At 73.1% G+C, this 23,859-nt stretch carries 22 protein-coding genes, 1 tRNA gene and 1 riboswitch; of the genes, 18 read left to right on the top strand and 5 right to left on the bottom strand.

The features are described 5' to 3' along the window. Positions 1 to 179 precede the first annotated feature (179 nt). Positions 180 to 255 (top strand) — tRNA-Arg (locus FB554_RS12405). Positions 256 to 281: 26 nt separating this feature from the next. Here FB554_RS12405 and FB554_RS12410 read toward each other — a convergent pair. Beyond that, a complete protein-coding gene (locus FB554_RS12410; RefSeq protein ID WP_142006518.1) occupies positions 282 to 821 on the bottom strand; it encodes a hypothetical protein in 540 nt (179 codons plus the stop codon). A gap of 330 nt (positions 822 to 1,151) precedes the next feature. Between FB554_RS12410 and FB554_RS12415 the strand changes: the two genes are divergently transcribed. The 10 genes from FB554_RS12415 to FB554_RS12455 all read left to right on the top strand — a co-directional run bounded on the left by FB554_RS12415 (position 1,152) and on the right by FB554_RS12455 (position 12,512). After that, a complete protein-coding gene (locus tag FB554_RS12415; protein ID WP_142006520.1) occupies positions 1,152 to 2,528 on the top strand; it encodes an MFS transporter in 1,377 nt (458 codons plus the stop codon). After that, positions 2,528 to 4,651, top strand: a complete 2,124-nt coding sequence (locus tag FB554_RS12420; RefSeq protein ID WP_142006522.1) for a molybdopterin oxidoreductase family protein — start codon at positions 2,528 to 2,530, stop codon at positions 4,649 to 4,651. The genes FB554_RS12415 and FB554_RS12420 overlap by 1 nt, the downstream gene beginning before the upstream one ends. Next, on the top strand, positions 4,648 to 5,244 hold the full coding sequence (locus tag FB554_RS17645) for an FAD-dependent oxidoreductase (RefSeq protein ID WP_268885495.1): 597 nt from the start codon (positions 4,648 to 4,650) through the stop codon (positions 5,242 to 5,244). Before FB554_RS12420 ends, FB554_RS17645 begins: the two co-directional genes overlap by 4 nt. Continuing rightward, the gene (locus FB554_RS17825) at positions 5,159 to 6,211 is read left to right on the top strand and encodes an FAD-dependent oxidoreductase (RefSeq protein ID WP_268885496.1); all 1,053 of its coding nucleotides are present in this window, start codon (positions 5,159 to 5,161) and stop codon (positions 6,209 to 6,211) included. Before FB554_RS17645 ends, FB554_RS17825 begins: the two co-directional genes overlap by 86 nt. Further along, positions 6,208 to 8,826, top strand: a complete 2,619-nt coding sequence (nirB, locus tag FB554_RS12430) for a nitrite reductase large subunit NirB (RefSeq protein WP_142006524.1) — start codon at positions 6,208 to 6,210, stop codon at positions 8,824 to 8,826. Before FB554_RS17825 ends, nirB begins: the two co-directional genes overlap by 4 nt. Beyond that, complete coding sequence (gene nirD, locus FB554_RS12435) at positions 8,823 to 9,194, top strand: nitrite reductase small subunit NirD (protein ID WP_142006526.1); 372 nt, start codon at positions 8,823 to 8,825, stop codon at positions 9,192 to 9,194. The genes nirB and nirD overlap by 4 nt, the downstream gene beginning before the upstream one ends. Then, complete coding sequence (cobA, locus tag FB554_RS12440) at positions 9,191 to 9,988, top strand: uroporphyrinogen-III C-methyltransferase (RefSeq protein ID WP_236022386.1); 798 nt, start codon at positions 9,191 to 9,193, stop codon at positions 9,986 to 9,988. Before nirD ends, cobA begins: the two co-directional genes overlap by 4 nt. A 6-nt stretch (positions 9,989 to 9,994) precedes the next feature. After that, positions 9,995 to 11,116: a uroporphyrinogen-III synthase gene (locus FB554_RS12445; protein WP_142006528.1), complete on the top strand. Its 1,122-nt coding sequence runs from the start codon at positions 9,995 to 9,997 to the stop codon at positions 11,114 to 11,116. A 28-nt stretch (positions 11,117 to 11,144) separates the two neighbouring features. Next, complete coding sequence (locus tag FB554_RS12450; RefSeq protein WP_142006530.1) at positions 11,145 to 11,837, top strand: sirohydrochlorin chelatase; 693 nt, start codon at positions 11,145 to 11,147, stop codon at positions 11,835 to 11,837. A 168-nt stretch (positions 11,838 to 12,005) separates the two neighbouring features. Then, complete coding sequence (locus FB554_RS12455) at positions 12,006 to 12,512, top strand: DUF2505 domain-containing protein (RefSeq protein ID WP_142006532.1); 507 nt, start codon at positions 12,006 to 12,008, stop codon at positions 12,510 to 12,512. A 2-nt stretch (positions 12,513 to 12,514) separates the two neighbouring features. Here the strand turns inward: FB554_RS12455 and FB554_RS12460 are convergent, their stop codons facing one another. Beyond that, positions 12,515 to 13,288, bottom strand: coding sequence for a DNA alkylation repair protein (locus FB554_RS12460; protein WP_142006534.1), 774 nt, complete (start codon positions 13,286 to 13,288; stop codon positions 12,515 to 12,517). Between the two features lie 41 nt (positions 13,289 to 13,329). Between FB554_RS12460 and FB554_RS12465 the strand changes: the two genes are divergently transcribed. Beyond that, the gene (locus tag FB554_RS12465) at positions 13,330 to 14,076 is read left to right on the top strand and encodes an SDR family NAD(P)-dependent oxidoreductase (protein ID WP_142006536.1); all 747 of its coding nucleotides are present in this window, start codon (positions 13,330 to 13,332) and stop codon (positions 14,074 to 14,076) included. 122 nt (positions 14,077 to 14,198) lie between these two features. Here FB554_RS12465 and FB554_RS12470 read toward each other — a convergent pair whose 3' ends face one another. Beyond that, entirely contained in the window at positions 14,199 to 15,104 is a 906-nt protein-coding gene (locus FB554_RS12470; protein ID WP_142006538.1) for a C40 family peptidase, read from the bottom strand. A 3-nt stretch (positions 15,105 to 15,107) separates the two neighbouring features. Beyond that, positions 15,108 to 15,284, bottom strand: a riboswitch (cyclic di-AMP (ydaO/yuaA leader). Positions 15,285 to 15,485: 201 nt separating this feature from the next. Then, positions 15,486 to 16,184 carry an iron-dependent transcriptional repressor DtxR gene (locus FB554_RS12475; protein ID WP_142006540.1) on the bottom strand — a complete coding sequence of 233 codons (699 nt, stop codon included), beginning with the start codon at positions 16,182 to 16,184 and terminating at the stop codon, positions 15,486 to 15,488. A 123-nt stretch (positions 16,185 to 16,307) separates the two neighbouring features. Here FB554_RS12475 and FB554_RS12480 point away from each other — a divergent pair, with 123 nt between their 5' ends. Further along, positions 16,308 to 17,009 carry a DUF3105 domain-containing protein gene (locus FB554_RS12480; protein ID WP_142006542.1) on the top strand — a complete coding sequence of 234 codons (702 nt, stop codon included), beginning with the start codon at positions 16,308 to 16,310 and terminating at the stop codon, positions 17,007 to 17,009. Beyond that, a complete protein-coding gene (locus FB554_RS12485) occupies positions 17,006 to 17,749 on the top strand; it encodes a DUF305 domain-containing protein (RefSeq protein ID WP_236022387.1) in 744 nt (247 codons plus the stop codon). The genes FB554_RS12480 and FB554_RS12485 overlap by 4 nt, the downstream gene beginning before the upstream one ends. A gap of 588 nt (positions 17,750 to 18,337) precedes the next feature. On the opposite strand, the gene pdxH is transcribed toward FB554_RS12485, so the two are convergent. Beyond that, positions 18,338 to 19,018 (bottom strand): pyridoxamine 5'-phosphate oxidase, encoded by a 681-nt coding sequence (gene pdxH / locus FB554_RS12490; RefSeq protein WP_142006544.1) that lies wholly within the window; start codon positions 19,016 to 19,018, stop codon positions 18,338 to 18,340. 86 nt (positions 19,019 to 19,104) lie between these two features. Between pdxH and FB554_RS12495 the strand changes: the two genes are divergently transcribed. Genes FB554_RS12495 through pepN form a run of 4 tightly spaced genes read left to right on the top strand, consistent with a single transcriptional unit; the run spans position 19,105 to position 23,809 of the window. Then, positions 19,105 to 19,269: a ribbon-helix-helix protein, CopG family gene (locus FB554_RS12495; protein ID WP_142006546.1), complete on the top strand. Its 165-nt coding sequence runs from the start codon at positions 19,105 to 19,107 to the stop codon at positions 19,267 to 19,269. Further along, positions 19,266 to 20,000, top strand: a complete 735-nt coding sequence (locus tag FB554_RS12500; RefSeq protein WP_142006548.1) for a VOC family protein — start codon at positions 19,266 to 19,268, stop codon at positions 19,998 to 20,000. Before FB554_RS12495 ends, FB554_RS12500 begins: the two co-directional genes overlap by 4 nt. 13 nt (positions 20,001 to 20,013) lie before the next feature. Next, on the top strand, positions 20,014 to 21,141 hold the full coding sequence (gene serC, locus FB554_RS12505) for a phosphoserine transaminase (RefSeq protein WP_142006550.1): 1,128 nt from the start codon (positions 20,014 to 20,016) through the stop codon (positions 21,139 to 21,141). Positions 21,142 to 21,187: 46 nt separating this feature from the next. Beyond that, positions 21,188 to 23,809, top strand: coding sequence for an aminopeptidase N (gene pepN, locus FB554_RS12510; RefSeq protein WP_142006552.1), 2,622 nt, complete (start codon positions 21,188 to 21,190; stop codon positions 23,807 to 23,809). The last annotated feature ends 50 nt before the right edge of the window (positions 23,810 to 23,859 follow it).

Consider the following 23,859-nt stretch of genomic DNA (forward strand, 5'->3'; position numbering starts at 1 on the left):
GGCGCCTGGTGCGCCACCGCCCGCCCGGCCAGGCGACGGGCTGCATCGGTGACTCGGATCGGTGACGAACCGTGCGCTCTGCCGCACGTTTCCTCACCGATGCAGGTCACCGATCCGGCCGGCGAGGGCGTACGTCGGCGCAGCCACTCCCCCGCCCTCACCTAGACTCGTGCCGCCCCGCCCTCGTAGCTCAGGGGATAGAGCACCGCTCTCCTAAAGCGGGTGTCGCGCGTTCGAATCGCGCCGAGGGCACCACCAGGACTCCCCCGGCCCACGGACCCTCAACCAGCCTCGGACGGCGCCCCGTTCCTGCGCTGCCACCAGTGACGAACGGCGTCGGGGACGAACCAGAACATCAGCGCCGCGGCGGCCGTGATCGCCCCCACCATGACGGCGAAGGGGAGGAGGTCACCGCCGCTCGGAGGGTCCACCGCCACGTCTGTCCCGCCATCTCCCTGCCGCGCCAGGAGCACCGACTCCCCGCGGACGTAGTTGTCAGGACAGCTGCGGACCTCCACGGTCGATGGCAGACCGGGGCGAGGAGATTCCACCCGCAGCGTGGCGACCTCCTCGTCAGTGCTGTCGAACAGATCGCGCCCGCATGACGTTTGCCTACCGCTGAGCTCCACCGCGACGACCTCGGCGCGTTCCCGCGGGACGTCCCGCGCGGCGGCGTAGTCGATCCCGATGAGGACCAGACCGAGCAACGCCCCGAAGACGAAGAAACCGGCGCTCTTGAGCAGGCCACTGAACCACCAGGGTTCTTCGTCGTCCGAGTTCGGCTCCGCGTCGCGCGGGACCCAGCGTTGCGCCTCCTCCACGCGCTGACTGTATGCGTGTGTCGACGGGAGAGCGCTGAGCAGACCTCGGAACTGCTGCACTAGGTGTCGACAGTTCGAATCTGCCCGAGGGCACCACTTCCCCATCGCCCCATCACGCACGCGGTGTGACGCACGCCTCACGAGCCGGCGAGGGGCCACCACGGACCACGAACCCGCAGGTCAGAGGCCCTTCTCACCGCCCGCCCACACCGCCTGTGAGCACCCCGTCACCTCGGTGAAACACGAGGCGGCGGCGGGCGAAACACGGCGTTCCTAACGTCCCCGCATCCGCTCACCGCACGGGTGGGCCGAAGCGGAAGGCGCCACGCCATGACCTCTGAGCTGGCAGCGCGCAGCGCGATCACGCTCGACCACCCCGTCGAGACCCCGACCGGCATCGCCGAACGACCGGGCCGCTGGATCGACGGGTGGAACCCCGAGGACCGCGAGCAGTGGACGACGTACGGCTCGCGGGTCGCCCGGCGCAACCTCGTCGTCTCCGTCTTCGCCGAGTTCCTCGGCTTCGGCGTCTTCGCGCTGTGGAGCATCGTGGTGCCGCAGCTCAATGCGGCCGGGTTCTCCCTCACCCTGAACCAGCAGTTCTGGCTCGTCTCGATCCCGGTGCTGGTGGGCGCGACGCTGCGCGTGCCGTACAGCCTGGCCGTGCCGCGCTTCGGCGGGCGCAACTTCACCATCGCCTCGGCCCTGCTCCTCCTGCTCCCCGCGCTCGGTCTCGCATGGGCGGTCTCCGACCCGCAGACACCCTTCGGCGTGCTGCTGCTGGTCGCCTCGCTCGCCGGGCTCGGCGGGGGCAACTTCGCCTCGTCGATGACCAACATCTCCTTCTTCTACCCCAACGCGGAGAAGGGAAAAGCGTTGGGGCTCAACGCTGCTGGCGGCAACCTCGGCACCGCCGCCGTGCAGCTCGCCGTGCCGCTGGTCATCACCGCAGGTGCCGGCCTCGCCCTCGACCGCGCCGGTCTGATGTTCGTCCCGCTCGTCGTCCTCGCCGCCGTGCTGGCCTGGCGGCTGATGGACAACCTGTCGGCCGCAACCAGCAACCGCGAGAGCTTCACCGCCGCTCTGCGGATGCGCCACACGTGGGTGCTCTCGTTCGTCTACCTCGGCACGTTCGGCTCGTTCATCGGATTCAGCGGCGCCTTCCCGACCCTGCTGAAGTCGCAGTTTCCCGACGTCTCGCTGTCCCTGGCCTTCCTCGGCGCCCTGGTCGGCTCGCTCAGTCGTCCCGCCGGCGGCTGGTTCGCCGACCGCGTCGGCGGCGCCCGCGTCACGGTCGTGGCGCTCGGCGCGATGGCGGCCGGCGCGCTCGGGGCGATCGCCGGGCTGCAGCAGGGCAGCCTGCCGATCTTCTTCGGCTCGTTCCTGCTGCTGTTCGTGTTCACCGGCGTCGGCAACGGCTCGGTCTATCGGATGATCCCCGTCGTCTTCCACCTCACGGCCGCTGACCGCAGCCCCGCCGGCATCGCAGCGGCGCGTGCCGTCGCGGGTGGCGCCATCGGCATCGTCGGCGCGATCGGGGCGTACGGCGGCTTCCTCATCCCCCGCGGTTTTGCCGTCTCGCAGAGCGCGACCGGCGGGCTGGCCGCCGCCCTGCTCGTCATCGTGGGTGCGTACGTCGTCATGGCCGGCGTCACCTGGCTCGCCTACGGCCGCAGCAGCACCGAGCTCGGACGGGCCCGGGTCTGATGAGCGAGCGCACCGAGACGCACTGCCCCTACTGCGCGCTGCAGTGCGGCATGCAGCTCACCCCTGCCGACGGCACCGTCTCGGCGGAGCCCCGCGACTTCCCGACCAACCGGGGCGGCCTCTGCCAGAAGGGATGGACCTCCCCCGCGCTGCTGCGCGCGACCGACCGGATCACCACCCCGTTGGTGCGCGACGCGTCCGGTGAGCTGCGCCCCACGAGCTGGGAGCAGGCGTACGGCCGGATCGTCGACGGGGTCCGGGCCGCCCAGGCCCGGCGTGGTCCGGACGCTGTTGCGGTGTTCGGAGGCGGCGGCCTGACCAACGAAAAGGCTTACAGCTTGGGCAAGTTCGCTCGCATCGCGCTCGGCACCCGGCTCATCGACTACAACGGCAGATTCTGTATGTCGTCGGCGGCTGCAGCCGGCAACCGCGCCTTCGGGCTCGACCGCGGTCTGCCGTTCCCGCTCACCGACCTCGACGGGGCCGACGCCGTGCTGCTCGTCGGGAGCAACCTCGCCGAGACGATGCCGCCGTCCGTGCAGCACCTGTCCGGGCCGCGCTCCCGCGGCGGTCTCGTCGTCATCGACCCGCGGCACACACCCACCGCCGCGCTGACCGACGACGGCGCCGGGCTGCACCTGCAGGCCCTCCCCGGCACCGACCTGGTCGTGCTCCTGGGCCTGCTGCACCTGGCGATCCAGCGCGAGGCCGTCGACGCCCGCTATCTCCGGGATCGCGTCACCGGCTGGGACGGGGTCGCCCGGGCCGCCGTGCAGTGGTGGCCCGAGCGCGTCGAGCGGGCCACCGGCGTGCCGGTCGAGCGGCTTCGGCGGGCCGCCGAGATCCTTTGCGCCGCAACGCCGTCAGCCGGAGGACGCGGTGCCTACGTGCTGACGGGACGCGGCGCCGAGCAGCACGCCCACGGGACCGACACGGTCACCGCTGCCATCAACCTCTCGCTGGCGCTCGGCCTCTGCGGACGCGAGGGCAGCGGATACGGCTGCATCACCGGGCAGGGCAACGGCCAGGGCGGTCGCGAGCACGGGCAGAAGGCCGACCAGCTTCCGGGGTACCGCCGCATCGACGACCCCGCCGCGCGGGAGCACGTCGCGCAGGTGTGGGGCGTCGACGCCGGCTCGATCCCCGGCCCCGGCGTCCCCGCCGTCGAGCTGCTGCGCAGCCTCGGCACCACGAGCGGGCCCAGCGTCCTGCTCGTCCACGGCGCCAACCCCGCCGTGAGCGCACCCGACCTCACCGCGGTGCAGGAGCGGCTGCGGTCGCTCGACCTGCTCGTCGTCTGCGACTTCGTCCCGTCGGAGACCGCACAGCTCGCGGACGTGGTGCTCCCCACCACCCAGTGGGCCGAGGAGAGCGGCACGATGACCAACCTCGAGGGCCGGATCCTGATGCGGCGCAAAGCAGTTCGACCACCTGACGGTGCCCGCGACGAGCTGCGCATCTGGCACGACCTGGCGGCCCTGCTCGGCTGCGCGGCCACCTTCGCGACCGACCCGGCTCAGGTGCTCGACGAGCTCGCCCGCGCCAGCGCCGGCGGCATCGCGGACTACGGCGGCGTCAGCTGGGAGCGGCTGCAGTCCGGCGAGGCGATCCACTGGCCCTGCCCCCGCCCGGACCACCCCGGCACCCCGCGCCTGTTCCTCGACTCCTTCGCCACGGCGGACGGCCGCGCCCGGATGGTCCCGGTCGACGCCGCGCCCGTCGATGACGACCTGCGCCCCGGGGCCCCGCTCTACCTGATCACCGGCCGGCTGCTGCAGCACTACCAGTCCGGCGCCCAGACTCGCAGGATCGGCGGGCTCACCCGTGGCGCGCCCCAGGCGTTCGTCCAGCTCCACCCGATCACCGCCCAACGGCTCGGTGTCGAGGAAGGCACCGACGTCACCGTGACGTCCGCCCGCGGCTCGGCCACCGCGCCGGCGCGGCTGTCGCGGACCCTGCGACCCGAGGTGGTGTTCATGCCGTTCCACTTCGCCGGGACCCAGGCGGCCAACAACCTGACCAACCCGGCCACCGACCCGATCAGCGGCATGCCCGAGTTCAAGGTGTGCGCCGTGGATGTCGTTGCCGCTCGGTCGATCCCGCTGACGGAGGAGGCGTCGTGACCGCCGCGCACCGCGTCGTCGTCGTCGGCCACGGGATGGTCGCCGCGCGGTTCGTCGACCTGCTCCTGACGTACGCCGACCGCACCGGCACTGCCGTCTGCGCCACCGTGCTCGGGGACGAACCGCACGAGCCCTACAACCGCCTGATGCTGTCCGAGGTGATCGCCGGGCGGGCCTCGCTCGGCGGGCTCGCCCTCCCCCGTCACGACGAGCGGGTCACCGTGCTCACCGGTGTGACAGGCACCGTGCTGCACCGCGCCCGGCGTCGCCTCACGACCGACCAGGGTCACGAGATCCCTTACGACACAGTGGTGCTCGCCACGGGCGCCGAGCCGGCCTTCCCCGGTCCGGCACTGACTCCCGGTGGTGGTGTCCGCTCGCTGCGCACGCTCGACGACTGCCGCGACCTGCTGGCCGTCGTCAGCCGACGGGCGCACGTGACGGTGGTCGGCGGGGGGGCTGCTGGGCCTGGAGCTCGCGTGCGGCCTGCGCACGCGAAGGGCCGAGGTGGCGCTGGTGCACCTGGCCCCCACCGTCCTCGAGCGCCAGCTCGACACGAACGCCGGCCACACCGCCGGGCAGGTCGTGCGTGACCTCGGCATCGCGCTGCACACCGGCACCCAGGTCGAGCAGGTGCACCACCGCGACGGGCACGTCGCCGGCCTCACGCTCGCCGACGGCACGACGCTGGCGACCGACCTGGTCGTCGTCTGCGCGGGCGTACGCCCTCGTGCCGGGATCGCCGCCGCCGCAGGCCTTCTCGTCGACAGAGGGGTCGTGGTGGGCGACGACCTGCGCAGCCCGTCCGACGCGACCGTGGCCGCGATCGGCGACTGCGCGCAGCCCCCCGAGGGCTGGACCGGCCTGCTCGCCCCCGGTTGGGCGCAGGCGGACCGCCTCGCCCGCGACCTCGCCGGCCTGCCGGCCGCCGAAGCACCGACGGCCGGCGAGGTCGTCAAGCTCAAGGCCGTCGGGCTCGAGGTCACCACCATGGGTCAGGCAGCGCCGGCGGATCCCTACGCCGACCCGGCGCTGCGTGTGCTGACCCTCCACGATCCCGCCCGGCGTCGACACGTCCAGGCAGTGCTCCGCGAGGGTCGGGTCGTCGGGGCCTCCTGCGTCGGCGCCGGGCGGACCGCCGCAGACCTGACCCAGGCCTTCGAGCGCGAGACCCCGGTGCCGGCCGACCCGGCGGCACTGCTCCTGCCCTATCCCGACCACACCCCCGCGGCCGGCGCCGACGACCCGACCAGGCTGCCCGACGCGACCACGGTCTGCCGCTGCAACGGGGTGACGAAACGCGACGTCGTGCAGGCCCATCTGGACGGCGACCGCACGGTCGAGCAGGTCGCCGCTCGCACCCGCGCGACCACCGGCTGCGGCGGCTGCCGCGGCCAGGTCCTGGGGCTCCTGGAGTGGATGTCGCGGTCCGAGCCTGCCGCCGACGACACCGCCCCCGCAGAGCGCAGAAGTTTTCACGCCCGAAACACGGCGGCGCAGCCGGAGAAACACGCGCTGCCTAGCGTCACGTCCACCGAAGCCCGAGGAGCAGTGTCATGAGCGAGCCCCAGCACGTCGTCGTCGTGGGAGGCGGCATGGTCGCGCACCGCTTCGTGGAGGCCCTGCGCGAGCGCGACACCGACGGCCGGTGGCGGGTCACCGTGCTCGCCGAGGAGCCGCGCCCGCCGTACGACCGGGTCGCCCTGACGACGTACTTCACCGGCCGCGACCCCGAGGACCTCAACCTCGGCGAGGCCCACCTGTGGGCCGACCCGCTGGTGCGGCTGCGCAAGGGCGTGGCCGCGACGTCGATCAACAAGGACAGCAAGCAGATTCGGCTGTCCACCGGCGAGACGCTCGACTACGACCACCTGGTGCTCGCAACCGGTTCGTTCGCCGCCGTGCCGCCCGTGCGCGGCACCGACCACCGCGGCTGCTTCGTCTATCGCACCATCGACGACGTCGCCGACCTGCGCGGCTACGTCGAGCAGCTGCGCGCGGACCGGCCCGACCGCGTCGTCCGCGGCCTCGTCGTCGGGGGCGGACTGCTCGGGCTCGAGGCCGCTGGCGCCCTTCAGGCGCTCGGTGCCGAGTCGACCGTCGTGGAGTTCGCGCCGCGCCTCATGCCGCTGCAGGTCGACCCGGCCGGCGGCGAGGCGCTCGCCCGGCTCATCGGACGGCTCGGGGTGGACGTGCGCGTCGGCGCCGCCACCGAGGCCGTGCTGGCCAAGCAGGGGGCCGTCAGCGGCGTACGGCTGGCCGGCGGGGAGCGGATCGCGACCGACGTGGTCGTCTTCGCCACCGGCGTACGCCCTCGCGACGAGCTCGCGAGGGAGGCCGGTCTGCCGGTGGGCGAGCGCGGCGGTGTCGTCGTCGACGGCGCCTGTGCCACAGACGATCCCGCGATCTCGGCCATCGGTGAGGTCGCCTGCGTCGAGGGTGCGGTCTGGGGGCTCGTCGCACCCGGTTATGCCATGGCCGAGGTCACCGTCGACCGGCTGCTGGGCGGGTCGGGCACCTTCCCCGGCGCCGACGCCTCGACCAAGCTCAAGCTGCTCGGGGTCGACGTCGCGAGCTTCGGCGACGCCTTCGCCACGGCTCCGGGGGCGCTGGAGGTCGTGTGGTCCGACTCTGTCGCCGGCGTCTACAAGAAGCTCGTCGTGTCCGACGACGCCCAGACCCTGCTCGGCGGCATCCTCGTCGGCGACGCGGCGGCGTATGCGGCCCTGCGCCCGAGGGTGGGGCGCCTCCTGCCGGGCGACCCGTCGTCGTACATCGCTCCGGAAAGCACCGGCGCACAGGTCGATTCGGCCGACCTGCCCGACGACGTCGGCGTGTGCTCGTGCAACAACGTCACCGCCGGTGCCGTGCGCGCCGCGGTCGCCGAGCAGGGCTGCTGCAGCCTCACGGAGGTCAAGGCGTGCACGAAGGCCGGCACCAGCTGCGGCTCGTGCCTGCCCCTGGTCAAGAAGCTCGTCGAGACCGAGCAGCGCAGGGCCGGCATCGAGGTCAGCACCGCGCTCTGCGAGCACTTCGCGCTGAGCCGCGCCGAGCTGTTCGACGCCGTACGGGTGACCGGCCTGACCTCGTTCACCGACATCGTGGATCGGCACGGCGTCGGCGGAAACGGTTGCGACATCTGCAAACCCGTCGTCGCCTCGATCCTCGCGAGCCTCGGCTCGGGGCACATCCTCGCCGGCGAGCAGGCTGCGCTGCAGGACACCAACGACCACCTGCTCGCCAACCTGCAGAAGGACGGCACCTACTCCGTCGTGCCACGGGTGCCCGGCGGGGAAATCACCCCCGACGGGCTCATCGTCATCGGCGAGGTCGCGCGCGACTTCGGCCTCTACACCAAGATCACCGGCGGCCAGCGCATCGACATGTTCGGTGCCCGCGTCGACCAGCTCCCGCTGATCTGGCGCCGCCTCGTCGACGCCGGCTTCGAGTCCGGCCACGCCTACGGCAAGTCGCTGCGCACCGTGAAGTCGTGCGTCGGCCAGACCTGGTGCCGTTACGGCGTGCAGGACTCGGTCGCCATGGCGGTGCTGCTGGAGCTGCGCTATCGCGGTCTGCGCTCGCCGCACAAGCTCAAGCTCGGCGTCTCCGGCTGTGCCCGCGAGTGCGCCGAGGCGCGCGGCAAGGACGTCGGGGTGATCGCGACCGAGAACGGCTGGAACCTGTACGTCGGTGGCAACGGCGGATTCACCCCTCGTCACGCCGACCTGCTGGCCGAGGACCTCGACGACGAGACCTTGGTGCGCACGATCGACCGGTTCTTCATGTACTACGTGCGCACCGCCGACCGCCTGCAGCGCACCGCGGCCTGGCTGGCCGACCTCGACGGCGGTGTCGAGCAGCTGCGCCGGGTGGTGCTCGACGACGCGCTCGGCATCGCGGCCGACCTCGACGCGGCGATGGAGGCCCACGTGTCCACCTATTCCGACGAGTGGCGCGACGTGCTCGAGGACCCCGAGAAGCTCGCTCGCTTCAGCTCGTTCGTCAACGCGCAGGAGACGAGCGACCCCTCGTTGCAGTACGTCCTCGAGCGCGGTCAGGCGCGCCCGGCCACGGCCGACGAGCGGGTCGCGGCTGCCCGCGGCGAGGTCGAGCTGGTCGACTCCGAGCGACGGCCCGTGGTCATCGCCGGCGACCGGATCCCGGTGCGGTCATGAGCTTCTCGCGCGTCTGCGCGCTGACGCAGCTGACCCCCGGCCGGGCCGTCGCAGCGCTCGTGCACGGCGCCCAGGTGGCGGTCGTGCGGGTGGCGGCCGACGAGGTCTACGCCGTCGGCCACCACGACCCGTTCAGCGGCGCCAACGTGATGGCCCGCGGGATCGTCGGCAGCACCACCGTCGACGGCGAGCCCGTGCCGACCATCACCTCCCCGATGTTCAAGCAGGCCTTCGACCTGCGCACCGGGGTCTGCCTCAGCGACCCCACGGTCTCGCTCGGCTCCTGGCCGGTGCGCGTCGTCGACGGGCAGGTCGAGATCGGGCCGGCGCACGAGGTCCCCAGGACCACCGACGAGGAGGCATCGTGAGCCACCCGACGTCCACCACCCCACCGCGCCCCCGCGGCGAAGGCGCCTCCACCGGCCGGGTCGTCCTGGTCGGCGGCGGCCCCGGGGCCGAGGACCTGCTCACCGTCCGCGCCCACCGCCACCTCGCGCGGGCCACCGTCGTCGTCACCGACCGGCTGGCCCCGCGCGGCGTGCTGCGCGACCTCGGCCCCCACGTCGAGATCGTCGACGTGGGCAAGACGCCCTATCACCACCCCGTCCCGCAGCACGAGATCAACCGGCTCCTGGTGGAGCGGGCACGGGCAGGTGACTACGTCGTACGTCTGAAGGGCGGTGACCCCTACGTCTTCGGCCGCGGCGGGGAGGAGCTGGCCCACTGCCGCGCAGCGGGCATCGAGTGCGAGGTGGTGCCCGGGGTCACCAGCGCGTTCGCGGCTCCCGCAGCCGCCGACATCCCGGTGACCCACCGCGGGGTCTCCACGGGCGTGCTGCTGGTCAGCGGGCACGACGAGCTGTCGCCGCAGGTGCTCGCGGACTGGCCGCACACCGTCGTGGTACTCATGGGCATGGGCAGGTTGCGAGAGCTGTGCGCCGCGCTGGTCGCCGCGGGACGCCCCGCCAGCACGCGGGTCGCCGTGGTGCAGCAGGCCTGGACACCCGACGAGCGCACCGTGCGCGGAGACCTCGCGAGCATCGCCGATCTCGTTCTCGCAGAACGGATCACGAATCCCGCGACGATCGTCGTCGGCCCCGTGGTCGACGCCCTCCCGCTGGGCGACGCGCACGCCGCCCACGCCGTCCCGGTGAGCGTCTGAGCCCCCATGGCTGGTTCGCAGGAGCTCTCCGGTTGCCACATCGTCCTGACCGCTCAGCGCCGCGCGGCGGAGCTCGGTGCGGCCCTGGAGCGGCGCGGCGCCGAGGTGACCCACGCCCCGACCCTGTCGATCGTCCCGCACGTCGACGACCCCGAGCTCGTCGCGCGCACCGAGCTGCTGATCGCCGACCCGCCCGACACCGTCGTGGTCACGACCGGTGTCGGGCTCACCGGCTGGCTCGAGGCCGCCGACGCCGCGGGGCTCGCGGTCGACCTGCTCGACCTGCTCCGCGACGCGCGCGTGGTCGCCCGCGGCCCCAAGGCGCGCGGGGCGCTGCAGGCGGCCGGGCTCACCGCCGACTGGGTCGCCGAGTCCGAGACCAACGCCGAGATCCGCGACCTGCTGCTGCGCGAGGGCGTGGCGGGCCGTCGGATCGCGGTGCAGCACCACGGCGCCGGGTCGGACGGGCTGGACGAGGCGTTCCGCGCCGCCGGGGCTCAGGTGGACTCCCTGGTCGTCTACCGCTGGGGCCCGGCACCCGACCCCGAGGCCGTCGCCGCGAGCGTGCGCGCGGTCGCCGACCGGGCCTGCGACGCGGTGGTGTTCACCTCGGCACCCGGCGCGGCCGCCTTCCTCGACGCCTGCCGCTCGGCCGACCTGCTGACCAAGGTCGTCGACGCCTGCTCCGACACCGACCACGGGGTGCTGGCGGCCGCGGTCGGCGACACCACCGCCGCTCCCCTGCGCGACCTGGGCATCGAACCGCTGGTGCCCGACCGGTTCCGCCTCGGGGCCCTCGTGCGCGCGCTGGTGCGCGAGCTGGCCGAGCGGCGCGGTCTGCGGGTCGAGCTGGCCGACGGCGAGCTGCGCGTGCTGCGCTCGGCCGCGGTGCTCGACGGAAGGATCCTCGCGCTGTCCCCCGCCAGCCTCGCGGTGCTGCGGCGCCTCGCGGTGGCCGCCGGCGACGTCGTCTCGCGCGAGGAGATCCTGCAGGTGCTGCCCGGTGCGTCCACCGACCTGCACGCTGCGGAGGTCGCGGTCGCACGGCTGCGCGAGGGCATCGGTCGACCGGGCGTGGTGGTCACCGTCGTCAAGCGCGGATATCGCCTCGCGGTCACCTCAGCCTGATCCCAGCCGCCCCCGGCAGGATCGCCCCATGGAAGACACCACCGCCCTCGTGCTGTGCGCGCACGGGACCGCCGACCCCCGGGGCCAGCAGACGGTGCTCGACCTCGCCGACGCCGTACGCCAGCAGCGGCCCACCACGACCGTCGCCGTGGCCTACGTCGACGTGCAGGAACCCTCCGTCGACGAGGTCGTGGAATCCCTTGTCACGCAAGGCTGTTCGGTCACCGTCGTCCCCCTGCTGCTGTCCGGCGGCTACCACGTGCAGGTCGACATCGCCCGCGCGGTCGCGCCGCACCCAGGCCGCGCGTCGGCGACCGCGGCGCTCGGCCCGCACCCCGACCTCGGCGAGCTGCTGCTCACCCGCCTGCGCGAGGCGGGGGCCGCGCCCGACGCGGGGGTGGTGGTGGCCGCCGCCGGCTCCAGCCGTCCCGACGCGTCGCGCGACGTCGAGGAGGTGACCGATGTCGTACGCCAGGGCTGGGCCGGTCCGGTCGTCACCGGCTACGGCTCGGCCGCTGCCCCGGACGTCCCGACCGCGGTCGCTCAGCTGCGCGAGCAGGGCGCGCGCGAGGTCGCGATCGCGGCCTACCTGCTCGGCCAGGGTCACTTCCACACCCGGCTCGAGGCCGCCGGCGCCGACCTGGTGACCGCGCCGCTCGGCGCCGACCCGGTCGTGGTGCGCCGCATCCTCGACCGCGCCGAGACCCCCCACCCCGCCTGAGCACGCCGAGCCCCCACCCCGGGCATGAAACCGGGTTACGTTCGTCTGACCTCAATGCATCAGGGTCAAACGCACGTAACCCGGTTTCATGCGTGGGAGCGGGGCCGGGACCGACCAATGTGACGAACCTCTCGCGCATCCGCTTACGACACAGTAAGTTGGCTCGGCATGAAGATCGAGCTGAGCTGGTCCCTGAAGTCCACCCCCGAGCAGGTCTACGAGGACGCGATCGACACCGACTACCAGGACGACAAGTGCCGGGCGGCCGGTGCGTTGGAGTTCTCCAGCCGCGTCGAGCCCACGGCTGAGGGTCACAAGGTCGTCGTCCAGCGGCTCATGCCGTCAGGGTCGGTGCCCGAGCTGGTCAAGAAGGTCGTCGGCGACAAGGTCGACGTCACCGAGACGATCGACTGGGGTCCCGCGCAGGCCGACGGCTCGCGCACCGGGCAGCTCGACGTCGCGATGAAGGGTCAGCCCATCACGATGAAGGGCATCACCTACATCCGGCCCGAGGGCGGCGGCACCCGCGTCGGCGTCGAGGCCGACCTCAAGGCCAAGATCCCGGTCGTCGGCGGCAAGATCGAGAAGCTCGGCTCGCCCGAGATCATCAAGGCCATCGAGGCCGAGGAGCGCACCGCCCACGAGTGGGACGACCGCCGCCAGGCCGGCGGCTGACCTCACCGCCTCCGCGGCGACGAGCCAGCAGCTGCCGGAGGAGGAGCCGCGGCAGAAGGACCGATCCGCTTCAACGCCTCCCGTCGCGACAGGGATGACAACCGCCCCTCGCGCTCGGCCACGAACGCCCGCACCCAGTCCGGTGCGGTGGTCGACAGGTCGCGCAGCGCCCACCCGATCGCCTTGCGCACGAAGAAGTCCGGGTCGTCCAGGTTGGCGTCGACGACGTCGCGCAGCAGGTCGGTGTCGGTGCGGTCCTTGGCCCGCAGCTGACCGATGATCGCCGCCCGGCGCAGCCACCGGTCGGGGTCGCGCGCCCACTCCCGCAGCCGGGCCGCCTCCCCGACCGGGTCGCGCAGCCGCACCTCGGCGACCACGTGCGCGGCGTCGTCGACCAGGTCCCACCAGGCGCCCGTCACCACCAGGTGGCGCACCAGCGGCATCACGCCGGGGTCGCGCCAGGCGCGGTACGCCCGGTGCCGCAGCAGACCCAGCGCGGCGTAACGCTCCTCGCGGAACCGGGCACCGTCGTACAGCAGCCGCACCGCGCGCTCCCACTCCGCCCGGTCCCCGACCGGCACCGCGAGCGCCGGCCGCAGCAGGGTGCGCAGCTGCGGGGAGGTGATCCCCCGGAACGGCATCGACGAGCGCATGTACGCCTGCTGCGCCGCCGCGCGCTCGGCGTCGCCGGCGGCGCGCACGAGCCCGCGCACCTGCGCCACGACCTGCGGATCGCCCACCACCCCACGGTAGGTGCGCGCGACCTCGCGCAGCATCACGACTAGCGTGACGACCGAGGCCGAGCGGAAGGAATCGTATGGACCTGCAGCACCAGGTGGTCTGGGTCGTCGGCGCCTCCACCGGCATCGGCGCGGCGCTCGCCCGCGAACTGCAGGCGCGCGGCGCGAAGGTCGCCATCACCGCCCGCTCCGAGCAGCGGCTGCAGGAGGTGTCCGGCGGCGCGATGCTCAGCCTCGCGGCCGACGTCACCGATCCGGCCGCCCTCGACCGAGTGGCCGAGCGGATCACCGCCGAGCTCGGTCCGGTCGACATCCTGCTGATGACCGCCGCCGACCCGCGCCCGATGGACGTCACCCGCTGGGACCGCGACGCGTTCGCCGAGGTGGTGAACGTGTCGCTGGTCGGCGCGAGCAACGCGATCGGGGCGGTGCTGCCCGACATGCTGCGCCGCCGCGCGGGCACGATCGTGGGGTTCATCGCGCCGGTGGCCTATCGCGGCTTCCCGGCGCAGGAGGCCTACGGCGCGGCCAAGGCCGGGCTGCGCAACCTGCTCGAGGCGCTGGACGTCGACGCCCGCCCGCACGGCATCCGGGTCACGACCGTCTCGCCGGTGGGGGTGCGCTCGTTCGCCGGGCGCAGCCTGCCCGGCATCCCGCAGACCATCGACCCCGACACCGCGGCCCGTGCGGTCTGCGACGGGCTCGAGCGCGAGCGCGGCGAGATCGCCTTCCCCGGCCGCCTCGCGACCCCGGTCAAGCTCACCCGGCTGGCGCCGCGGGCGTTGTGGCCGGTGCTGGCGCAGCGGATCAGCCGCCGCCCCTGACCCCGGGGCCCGCCCCCGCGCCCGACGTACGCCCACCCCACCCGACCCACGACACCTCACCCGACGCACGAGGGCCACCGACCCAGCGGTGGGTCGGTGGCCCTCGGTGGCCTACGGCTGGATCACATGACCCGGCCGTAGCTGATGTTCGAACCCCACATCTTGTGCACCTGGACCGTCTTGCCGGGGCTCGGCGAGTCGATCACGAGGCCGTTGCCCACGTAGATCATCACGTGGGTCGCGGGGTAGTTGTAGAACACCAGGTCGCCCGGACGGGGGCTCGAGGTGCGGGTCGCGAACGCCTGCTGGGCGCGCGCGGTGCGGGGCAGCTCGATGCCGATCTGGCGGTAGACGTAGCTGGTGAAGCCCGAGCAGTCGAAGCCGCTCGGGGTCGAGCCGCCGTAGACGTACGGCGTGCCGATGTAGCGCTTGGCGATCTCGACGACCTGCGCGCCCTTGGACGAGGCCGGAGCGGTCGGCGCGGGCGCCGGCTCGGTCTTCGGCGCCTCCGGACGCTCGGTGGAGCGGCTCGTCGTGCGGGTCGGAGCCTCGTCGCGGTCGGTCGTGGTGCGCCGCTCGGGGGTGCTGGTCGCGTGCGAGTGCTCGGTGCGCTCGCGCTTCTTGCGCTCGGTGCGCTGCGGCTGGGCCGAGCGCTCGGAGCGGAACTCGCGCTTGGGCTCGCTCTTGGTCTCGCTCTTGCGCGCCTTCTTGACGATGATCAGGTCGTCAGCGAACTCGATGCGGGGCAGCGTGACGCGGCCGTGAGCGATCGCGCCGGACGCGGCGACGGAGCCGACGGGCGGGGCGGCGACGGGAGCAACCGGGGCAGCCGGAGCGGCGACGGGAGCGGCCGGGGCGGCGCCCGGGACGACGGTGCCGACCGCGGTGGCGGCGTCGGCAGGTGCGGCGACCGCAGCCACCAGACCGCCGGAGACGGCCACGGCCGCCGAGACGCGCGCGGTCGAGGAGACGGCGGATGACAGACGGCTGGGAGCGCGGTGACGACCGCGCGGGGTGTGCTGAGACACGGGTGAACCTCTCGGGCGCCTACGAGGTGAGCTGTCGGGTTCGGGTGGGAGGAAATCACCCGGCCAGCGCTGCTGGCTTCACCCCGAGGACGACCGTGGTCGACCAGAAGTGGGTCCCCCGCTCCTGCCTTGCGGATCTCTCACTCCCGGGCGGCTGGCAGGACTCGGCGATGCCACCCAGGGGCCCTCCCTTTGAGAGCCGTGACCACGGTACACACCGGGTTGGGGTATGTCACACGAAGGTCACAAATGCCCGTGACCGGGAACTTCCGCGCGCTGCCGGGCCTCGCGCCAGCCGCGGAAACGGCGTGCGCGGAACGGCATGGGCGCACTCGCGTACGCCCGCACCGGCCGTCCCCGCTCGACCCGGCCCGGTCCGGCTCAGCCCTGGGCCACGAACACGTGCGCCGCCATGTCCTTGGGCAGCGACGCGCCGTCGGCCTCGGGCCGGTCCTTGGCGACCACGAGCACCCGCTCGCCGTCGGTGCGCAGCAGCACGGTGACCCCCGGGCGCACCCCGGCGCCGGTGAGCACCGCGAGCGCGTCGGAGTCGGCCTGGGCCGGCTCGCCGATGCGACGCACCAGCGCCTCGCGCGGCTCGGCGGTGGCGATCTCGGTGAGCGCCACGACCCCGGCGCGGAAGTCCTCGGGCTCCTCGTCGTCACCCAGCTCGTCGAGGCCGGGGATCGGGTTGCCGTACGGCGAGAGCTTGTGCTCCTCCAGCAGGCCCAGGATCTTGCGCTCGACCCGCTCGCTCATGACGTGCTCCCAGCGGCACGCCTCGTCGTGGACGAACTGCAGCTCCAGCCCGATGACGTCGACCAGCAGCCGCTCGGCCAGGCGGTGCTTGCGCATCACCCGGGTCGCGAGCGAGCGCCCCTTCTCGCTGAGCTCGATGTGCCGGTCGCCGGCGAGGGTGAGCAGGCCGTCGCGCTCCATGCGGGCGACCGTCTGGCTGACCGTGGGCCCGGAGTGCCCCAGACGCTCCGCGATGCGCGCGCGCAGCGGCACGATGCCCTCTTCCTCGAGGTCGTAGATCGTGCGGAGGTACATCTCGGTGGTGTCGATCAGGTCGCTCACAGGCACCAGCCTGCCACCTCACCCCGACACCGCGCCGACCAGTGCCAGGTAACCCTCACCCCGCTTGCCAGGTCGGCGCGTCATAATGCGGCTGCCCGACAGCCTCAGCGATCAGGGACCTTCATGACTGACGACGACAGCACCACCACGCGCGACCACGAGCGCGACGACGAGGTGGTCTCCTCCCGGGCGAGCGCCCAGGACCGGCTCGCCAAGGTGCAGCGCCAGCAGCGCCGCAGCTCCCACAAGGGCACGGTCATCGGCGTGGTGGCGGCACTGTTCGTGGTGGCCGCGCTCGGCGGTGGGGCGTTCTGGCTGATCAAGCGTGAGCGCGACGCCCAGCAGGCCGCCGCCGGCAACGTGACGGTCGGTGAGGTGAAGACGTACAACAACCTCTCGCGCGAGCACATCACCAGCGGCTACAACTACCCGCAGACCCCGCCCGTCGGCGGCAACCACAACGCGGTGTGGGCCAACTGCGGGGTGTACGACCGCGAGGTCCCCCCGCAGTACGCCGTCCACTCCCTCGAGCACGGCGCCGTCTGGATCACCTACAAGGACTCGCTGCCCGAGGGCCAGGTCAACCTGCTGCGCGGCAAGGCCGGCCAGCAGCAGGGCTACATGCTCGTGTCGCAGCAGAACGACCAGGCCACGCCGATCGTGCTCACCGCCTGGGGCAAGCAGCTGCACCTCAACAGCGCGAGCGACCCCAAGATCGACACCTTCATCCGCGACTTCCTGCAGGGTCCGCAGACGCCTGAGAAGGGCGCGTCGTGCTCGGGCGGCTACGACCCGAACACCGGCCAGATCGCGGGCGGCATGTGAGTCGGGACGACCTGACCCACGAACCGACCGACCCGACCGTCGACGACCGCAGCGCCGACGCGGACGAGCCCGCCGACGACACCGTCCGGGCCGAGCGCAGCAGCGGACCCGGCCTGCGCCGGGTGCTCCTCGGGGTCGGCGCGCTGCTCGCCGCCGCGCTGCTGTTCGTCGCCGGCTGGTTCGTCGGCCGCCCGTCGTGGCCCGACGACACCAGCGCCGACGCCGGGTTCGCCCGCGACATGCAGGTGCACCACGCGCAGGCGGTCAACATGTCCCTGACCGTGCGCTCGGCCGGCGTGGGCTCCGACGTCCAGACGCTGGCGTACGACATCGCCACCACCCAGGAGAACCAGCGCGGCCAGATGCGTGGCTGGCTGGAGACCTGGGGGCTGCCCGTGGCGCGCAGCGAGGCCCCGATGGCCTGGATGGAGCGCGCGGGTCACGGGCACAGCAACGACGAGCCGATGCTGATGCCCGACGGGCGGATGCCCGGCATGGCCAGCAAGGCCCAGCTGGACCGGCTGAGCTCGCTGCGCGGCGACCCCGCCGAGGTGCTGTTCCTGCAGCTGATGATCACCCACCACCGCTCCGGCGTCACGATGGCGCAGGCCTGCGTGAGCTCCTGCCAGCAGCCCGACGTGGTCGCGCTCGCGCGCACCATGGTCGAGGGGCAGCAGTCGGAGATCCGGCTGATGACCGGCATGCTCCGCGAGCGCGACGCGCCGGTGCCGTCGGCCTGATTCCGGGCATGAGACAACCCGTGGGTTCCGCTGGCGGGGCCAACGGGCGCACGATGGACGAGTCGTGCTCCCACGGGTTGCGGTGACCGGCTGGGATTGCCGGCGCCGTCCTAGGTCGGGCACCGGAGGTGCCGACGGATGGTCAGCGCTAGCGCGCGGCCACCTCACGCGTCCTTGAAGAATTCACTCCTGGACCACCTCCTCTCTCGTGTGCCTGCACGGTAAGTCGCGCGCCCCCGCCGACTCAAGAGGTTTAGCCGCCCCACACCGACGACCACCCGCGACACGAACTTTTTTCCACCCCTGAAGCGGTCGAAGGAACACCCCGGGTGGCGCTAGCGTTGTGCAGGTAGCGGCGGTTTCCTCCCCCCTGAGATCCGCCGCCCGCCCCAAACCCCCTGTTGGGGCGCAGCGCCTTCGGGCGCAGGCCGGTTGGCGCGTTCCCCCCTGTCCGCGCCAACCGGCCGTCTCATGTCCTCTTGTTCGGCTCCTCGCCGGTTCCACCTCGCGAGCTCGGTGGTCCCGGGTCGTCGCCGAACTTCCGTCCACGTTCCGGTGCTCCACCGTCGAGACGGGACCACCGCCGCGCTATGGCTGGAGGCGGGAGAGCTCCCAGCTGGTGGGGTCGGCGAGGTCGCCGTCGCCGACGCGGACGTAGCGGAAGCGGTCGTGCAGGCGGCTGCGGCGCCCGCCCCACAGCTCCACCTCGTCGCAGTGGATGAGGTAGCCGCCCCAGAAGTCCGGCACCGGCACGTCGTCGGGGCTGCCGTGGTCGGACCACTTCTCGGCGTACGCCGCGTAGGCCTGCTCCAGCGCCGCCCGGTCCTCGACCGGCTGGGACTGCGCCGAGGTCCACGCGCTGATCCGCGACCCCCACGGCCGGCTGCGGAAGTACGCCTCGACCGTCTCGCGCGGCAGCTGCTCGGCGCGCCCGAACACCCGGATCGCCCGGAACATCGCGGGCCAGGTGAGCGAGGCGGCCACCGCGGCGTTCTCCGCGAGGTCGCGCCCCTTGCGCGAGCTGAGGTTGGTGAAGAAACCGAACCCGTCGGGCCCCAGGTGGCGCAGCAGCACGGTGCGCACCCGCGGCCGCCCCGACGCATCGGCCGTCGCCACCGAGAGCGCGTCCGGCTCGGGCACGTCCGCGCGCTCGCGCGCGGCGTCGCGCGCCTCGGTGACCCACTCCTCGACGAACGGCCAGGGCGCGGGCGGCATCACCCCGTCCTCGAGCCCGTGTCCGTCGTAGTCGGTGCGCAGGACCTCGTTCACGAGCGCCAGCGTACGTCGGCCCCGGCCCCGCCGGGCCGGTCACCGGACCTCTTGCCCGGCTCGATCTATATTGCTAGCATTCCGGCATGGTCGAACCCGCGAGCAGCACCAAGGCGCAGTTCAACGTCTATCTGCCGAAGCCGCTGATCACCCGCATCAAGCACCTCGCGATCGACGAGGAGCACAGCCTCAGCGCGCTGGTCGAGAAGGCGCTGACCGAGTACGCCGACCGACAGGAGCAGAAGAAGTGACCTCCGCACTCACGATCGCAGGCATCCGGTTCTCCGACGACGTGCCGGCCATGCGGCGCTACCTCGAGGCGATCGGCCTGGCGACCACGACCACCCGCGGCGAGGACTGGGCGGTGCTGCGCGCCGGCGCCGGACAGGTCTGGCTGCACTCGGCCGCGTCCAGCGACATCGGCGCCCCGCCCGGGTCGACCGGGTTCAGCGGCCAGATCGACGACGTCGAGGCGCTGGCCGCCGCCGCGGTCGCAGCCGGCTTCCCCGCGAGCGTCGTCGACGAGGCATTCGGCCGGTCGGTCGAGATCACCGACCCGCTCGGGGCGCGAGTGACCGTGCACGACCACTCCGACGACTACGGCTACCAGCAGCACGACGCCCGGCCCGACCCCGGCATCACCGTCTCGCTGTGCCGGTTCACCGACCCGCGGGGGGCGTACGCCGGTTTCGCCGAGGCGCTCGGGCTGCGGCGCGAGGGCGAGCCGAACGAGTTCTACGTCCCCTACTCCGCGGGCGCCGGCATCCTCGGCCTGCACCACGACGACGGGTCGGCGCGGCTGGCCCCGACGCCGGAGGCCGAGGTGACGCTCGGGCTCACCGCGACCACCCCGCTGGAGCAGGTCCAGCAGCGGCTGCGCGACGCCGGCTTCGCGCCCGGCGAGATCGTCACCGAGGAGCACGGCACCCACCTGCCGACCACCGACCCCGACGGCGTCGAGCTGATCGTCCACGCGGCCTGACAGACTCGGTCGGGTGAGCGACCCAGGCACCCTGCGCATCCCGGCCGAGCTGCTGCCCCGCGACGGACGGTTCGGCAGCGGGCCCTCGAAGATCCGCCCCGAGCAGCTGGAGCACCTGGCCGGCCTCGGCCGCAGCGTGCTCGGCACCAGCCACCGGCAGGCGCCGGTGAAGGGCCTCGTCGGCGAGGTGCGCGAGGGGATCGCGCAGCTGTTCGGGCTGCCCGACGGCTACGAGGTCGTCCTCGGCGTCGGGGGCGCCTCGGCGTTCTGGGACATCGCGACGTTCGGCCTGATCGAGCAGCGCGCCCAGCACCTGGTCTTCGGCGAGTTCTCCGCGAAGTTCGCCGCGGCCACCCGCAAGGCGCCCTTCCTCGACGAGCCGCACCTGGTCGACGCCCAGCCCGGCTCGGTCGCGACCCTGTCGGCGCGGGTCGAGGTCGACACCTACGCCTGGCCGCACAACGAGACGTCCACGGGGGCGATGGCCCCGGTGCAGCGGGTGCAGGGGGCCGACCCCGACGCGCTGATGCTCGTCGACGCGACCTCGGGCGCGGGCGGCCTGCCGGTCGACCTGACCGAGACCGACGTCTACTACTTCGCCCCGCAGAAGGGCTTCGCCAGCGACGGCGGTCTGTGGCTGGCCACCTTCTCCCCCGCCGCCGTCGAGCGCGCGCTGCGCCTTGCCGACAAGCGCTGGGTCCCGGCGTTCTTCGACCTGCGCACCGCGATCGAGAACTCGCGCAAGGACCAGACGGTCAACACCCCCGCGGTCGCGACCCTCGCGCTGATGGCCGACCAGCTGCGCTGGCTGGAGTCGCTGGGCGGGCTCGAGGGGGCCGTACGCCGGACGACGGACAGCAGCAACCGCCTCTACTCCTGGGCCGAGAAGTCTTCGTTCGCAACGCCGTTCGTCACCGAACCGCGGCACCGCTCGCTCGTGGTCGGCACCATCGACCTCGACGACGCGATCGACTCCACCGCGGTGACCGCCGCGCTGCGGGCCAACGGGGTGGTCGACCTCGAGCCCTACCGCAGCCTCGGTCGCAACCAGCTGCGCGTCGGGATGTACCCCGCGGTCGACCCCGACGACATCGAGGCCCTTACTCGCTGCGTCGATTTCGTCGTCGAGCGCCTCGCCTGACGATCCGCGCGCGAGGCACCCGGGCCGGGTGGTTGACTGGCTCACCGTGACCTCCACCGCGAACCTGACCCGTGAGGAGTGCGCCCAGCGCGCCGCCGCCGTCGAGCCCGAGGCCTACCGGCTGCACCTCAACCTGAGCACCGCGCCCGACGCCACCGCCGAGACGTTCACCAGCACGAGCACCATCGTGTTCGCCGCCACCGGGGACCAGACCTGGGTCGACGTGATCGCCGACGAGATCGAGCGCGCCACGCTCAACGGCGAGGACCTCGACGTCAGCACCTACGACGGCGCCCGGCTCCCCGTGCCCGGCCTCCAGGAGCGCAACGAGCTCGAGGTCGTCGCGCGCTGCCGCTTCAGCCGCACCGGCGAGGGACTGCACCGGTTCACCGACGCCGAAGACGAAAACACCTATCTCTACACGCATTTCGAGCCCACCGACGCGCGGCGCATGTTCGCCTGCTTCGAGCAGCCCGACCTCAAGGCCCGCTTCACCGTCCGGGTCACCGCGCCGGCCGAGTGGGTCGTGCGCTCCGGCCAGGCCGAGGTCGAGCGCGACGAGACCTACCTCGCCTCCGGCTCGACCGCGACGGTCACCTTCGGCCCCACCCCGCCCCAGTCGACCTACCTCGTCGCGCTGGCCGCCGGGCCGTACCACGTCGCCGAGGACGAGTGGAGCGTCAGCCGTGACGACGGCACCGAGCAGATCGTGCCGCTCACCCTGCTGTGCCGGCAGGCGATGGCCAAGCACCTCGACGCCGACGACATCTTCGAGGTCACCAAGCAGGGGCTGACGTTCTTCGACGAGACGTTCGGGTTCCCCTACCCGTGGGGCAAGTACGACCAGGTCTTCGTCCCGGAGTACAACCTCGGCGCGATGGAGAACCCGGGGCTGGTCACCTTCACCGAGGACTTCCTGCACCGCGGTCGCTCGACGGCGCAGCAGCGCGAGGCGCGGGCCGAGGTGATCATGCACGAGATGTCGCACATGTGGTTCGGCGACCTCGCGACGATGCGCTGGTGGGACGGGCTGTGGCTCAAGGAGTCCTTCGCCGACCTGATGGGCTACCACGTCGCGTCCGCCGCCACCCGCTACACCGACGCCTGGACCGCGTTCGTCGCGCGCAAGTCGTGGGCCTACCGCGCCGACCAGCTCCCGAGCACGCACCCGATCGTCGCCACCATCGACGACCTCGAGGCGGCGCGGCAGAACTTCGACGGGATCACCTATGCCAAGGGGGCGTCGGTGATCAAGCAGCTGATGGCGTATGCCGGTGCGGACGCGTTCTTCGCCGGCGCCCGGGAGTACTTCGCCCGGCACGCGTTCGGCAGCACCGAGCTGGACGACCTGCTGGTCTGCCTCGAGGAGGCCTCCGGCCGCGACCTGCAGACGTGGTCGCGGCTGTGGCTGCAGACCGCGGGCATCTCGACGCTGCGACCCGACGTGACCCGCGACGGGTCCGGGGCGATCACCCGGCTGGTCGTGCGCCAGGACTCGACCGACCCCACCACGGGCGAGCAGGTGCTGCGCCCGCACCGCATCCGCATCGGGCTCTACTCCCCCGCCGGCGACGGCCTGGAGCGCACCGGCCTGCTCGAGGTCGACGTCGACGGCGCCGAGACCGCGGTGCCCGAGGCGGTCGGGTCGACCGCCCCGCTCCTCGTGCTCAACGACGACGACCTGACCTTCGCCAAGGTGCAGCTCGACGAGGGGTCGCTGGCGGTGCTGCGCGAGCGGCTGTCGGCGCTGCCGGAGACGCTCACCCGCGCGCTGGTCTGGTCGGACGTCTGGAACGCCACGCGCGACGCCGCCCTGCCCGCCGCCGACTTCCTCGACCTGGTGATCGCCCAGGCGCCGCGCGAGCCCGAGGGTGCGCTGCTGCGCACGGTGCTCGAGCGGGCGCTGGTGGCGCTGCGCGACTACCTCCCGGCCGACCGTCGCCCGGCCGCCGCCGAGCGGCTGGTCACCGCGCTCGACGCCGGGATGCGCGCGGCCGAGCCGGGCTCGGACCTGCAGCTGATCTGGGCGCGGGCCCTCGCCGGCGCCGCCGGCGACACCCCGGCGGGGTCCCCGCTCGCGCGGGCGCTGCTCGACGGGGGCGCCCCGGAGGGGCTGGAGATCGACGACGACCTGCGCTGGGCGCTGTGGACCGCGCTGACCGCGCAGGACGCGGCGACCACGGACGAGCTCGAGGAGCAGCTGCGGCGCGACCGCTCGATGAGCGGGCGGACGGCGTACGTCCGGGCCACGGCCAGCCGCCCGACCGCCGAGGCCAAGCAGTGGGCCTGGCAACGGATCACCACCGACGAGAAGCTGACCAACGACGAGCTGCGCTCGCTGATCCTGGGGTTCATCGCCCCGTCCGGCGCCGCCGAGACCACCCGGTTCGCAGGCGACTACTACGCCTCGCTGGTCGACTGGTGGCGAGCGCGCACCCAGACGATGGCGCTGATCCTGGCCGTCGGGCTGTTCCCGAAGCAGCCGCTGCAGGCCGGCCAGGCGCCGGAGGACAACCCGGCCGCCGCGGCCGCGAGCGCCTGGCTGGAGGCCAACGCCGACGCGCCGGCCGGCCTGCGGCGCAGCGTGCTGGAGAGCCGCGACGACCTGCTGCGGGCGCTGCGCGCCCAGGAAGCAGGGGCGGCGACCACCGGCACCCCCCGGCGCTGAGGCGACCCTGCGCGGATCAGGGCAGGATCGAGGTCAGCGCACCCAGGACG

The organism is Barrientosiimonas humi (assembly GCF_006716095.1).
In the GTDB taxonomy this organism is placed as follows: Bacteria; Actinomycetota; Actinomycetes; order Actinomycetales; family Dermatophilaceae; genus Barrientosiimonas; species Barrientosiimonas humi.

What these genes read in the sequence shown, in the direction of transcription:
- FB554_RS12415 (WP_142006520.1), top strand. Translation starts at nt 1,152, where the DNA reads ATGACCTCTGAGCTGGCAGCGCGCAGCGCGATCACGCTCGACCACCCC.
- FB554_RS12420 (WP_142006522.1), top strand. Translation starts at nt 2,528, where the DNA reads ATGAGCGAGCGCACCGAGACGCACTGCCCCTACTGCGCGCTGCAGTGC.
- nirB (WP_142006524.1), top strand. Translation starts at nt 6,208, where the DNA reads ATGAGCGAGCCCCAGCACGTCGTCGTCGTGGGAGGCGGCATGGTCGCG.
- nirD (WP_142006526.1), top strand. Translation starts at nt 8,823, where the DNA reads ATGAGCTTCTCGCGCGTCTGCGCGCTGACGCAGCTGACCCCCGGCCGG.
- FB554_RS12445 (WP_142006528.1), top strand. Translation starts at nt 9,995, where the DNA reads ATGGCTGGTTCGCAGGAGCTCTCCGGTTGCCACATCGTCCTGACCGCT.
- FB554_RS12450 (WP_142006530.1), top strand. Translation starts at nt 11,145, where the DNA reads ATGGAAGACACCACCGCCCTCGTGCTGTGCGCGCACGGGACCGCCGAC.
- FB554_RS12455 (WP_142006532.1), top strand. Translation starts at nt 12,006, where the DNA reads ATGAAGATCGAGCTGAGCTGGTCCCTGAAGTCCACCCCCGAGCAGGTC.
- FB554_RS12460 (WP_142006534.1), bottom strand. Translation starts at nt 13,288, where the DNA reads ATGCTGCGCGAGGTCGCGCGCACCTACCGTGGGGTGGTGGGCGATCCG.
- FB554_RS12465 (WP_142006536.1), top strand. Translation starts at nt 13,330, where the DNA reads ATGGACCTGCAGCACCAGGTGGTCTGGGTCGTCGGCGCCTCCACCGGC.
- FB554_RS12480 (WP_142006542.1), top strand. Translation starts at nt 16,308, where the DNA reads ATGACTGACGACGACAGCACCACCACGCGCGACCACGAGCGCGACGAC.
- FB554_RS12495 (WP_142006546.1), top strand. Translation starts at nt 19,105, where the DNA reads ATGGTCGAACCCGCGAGCAGCACCAAGGCGCAGTTCAACGTCTATCTG.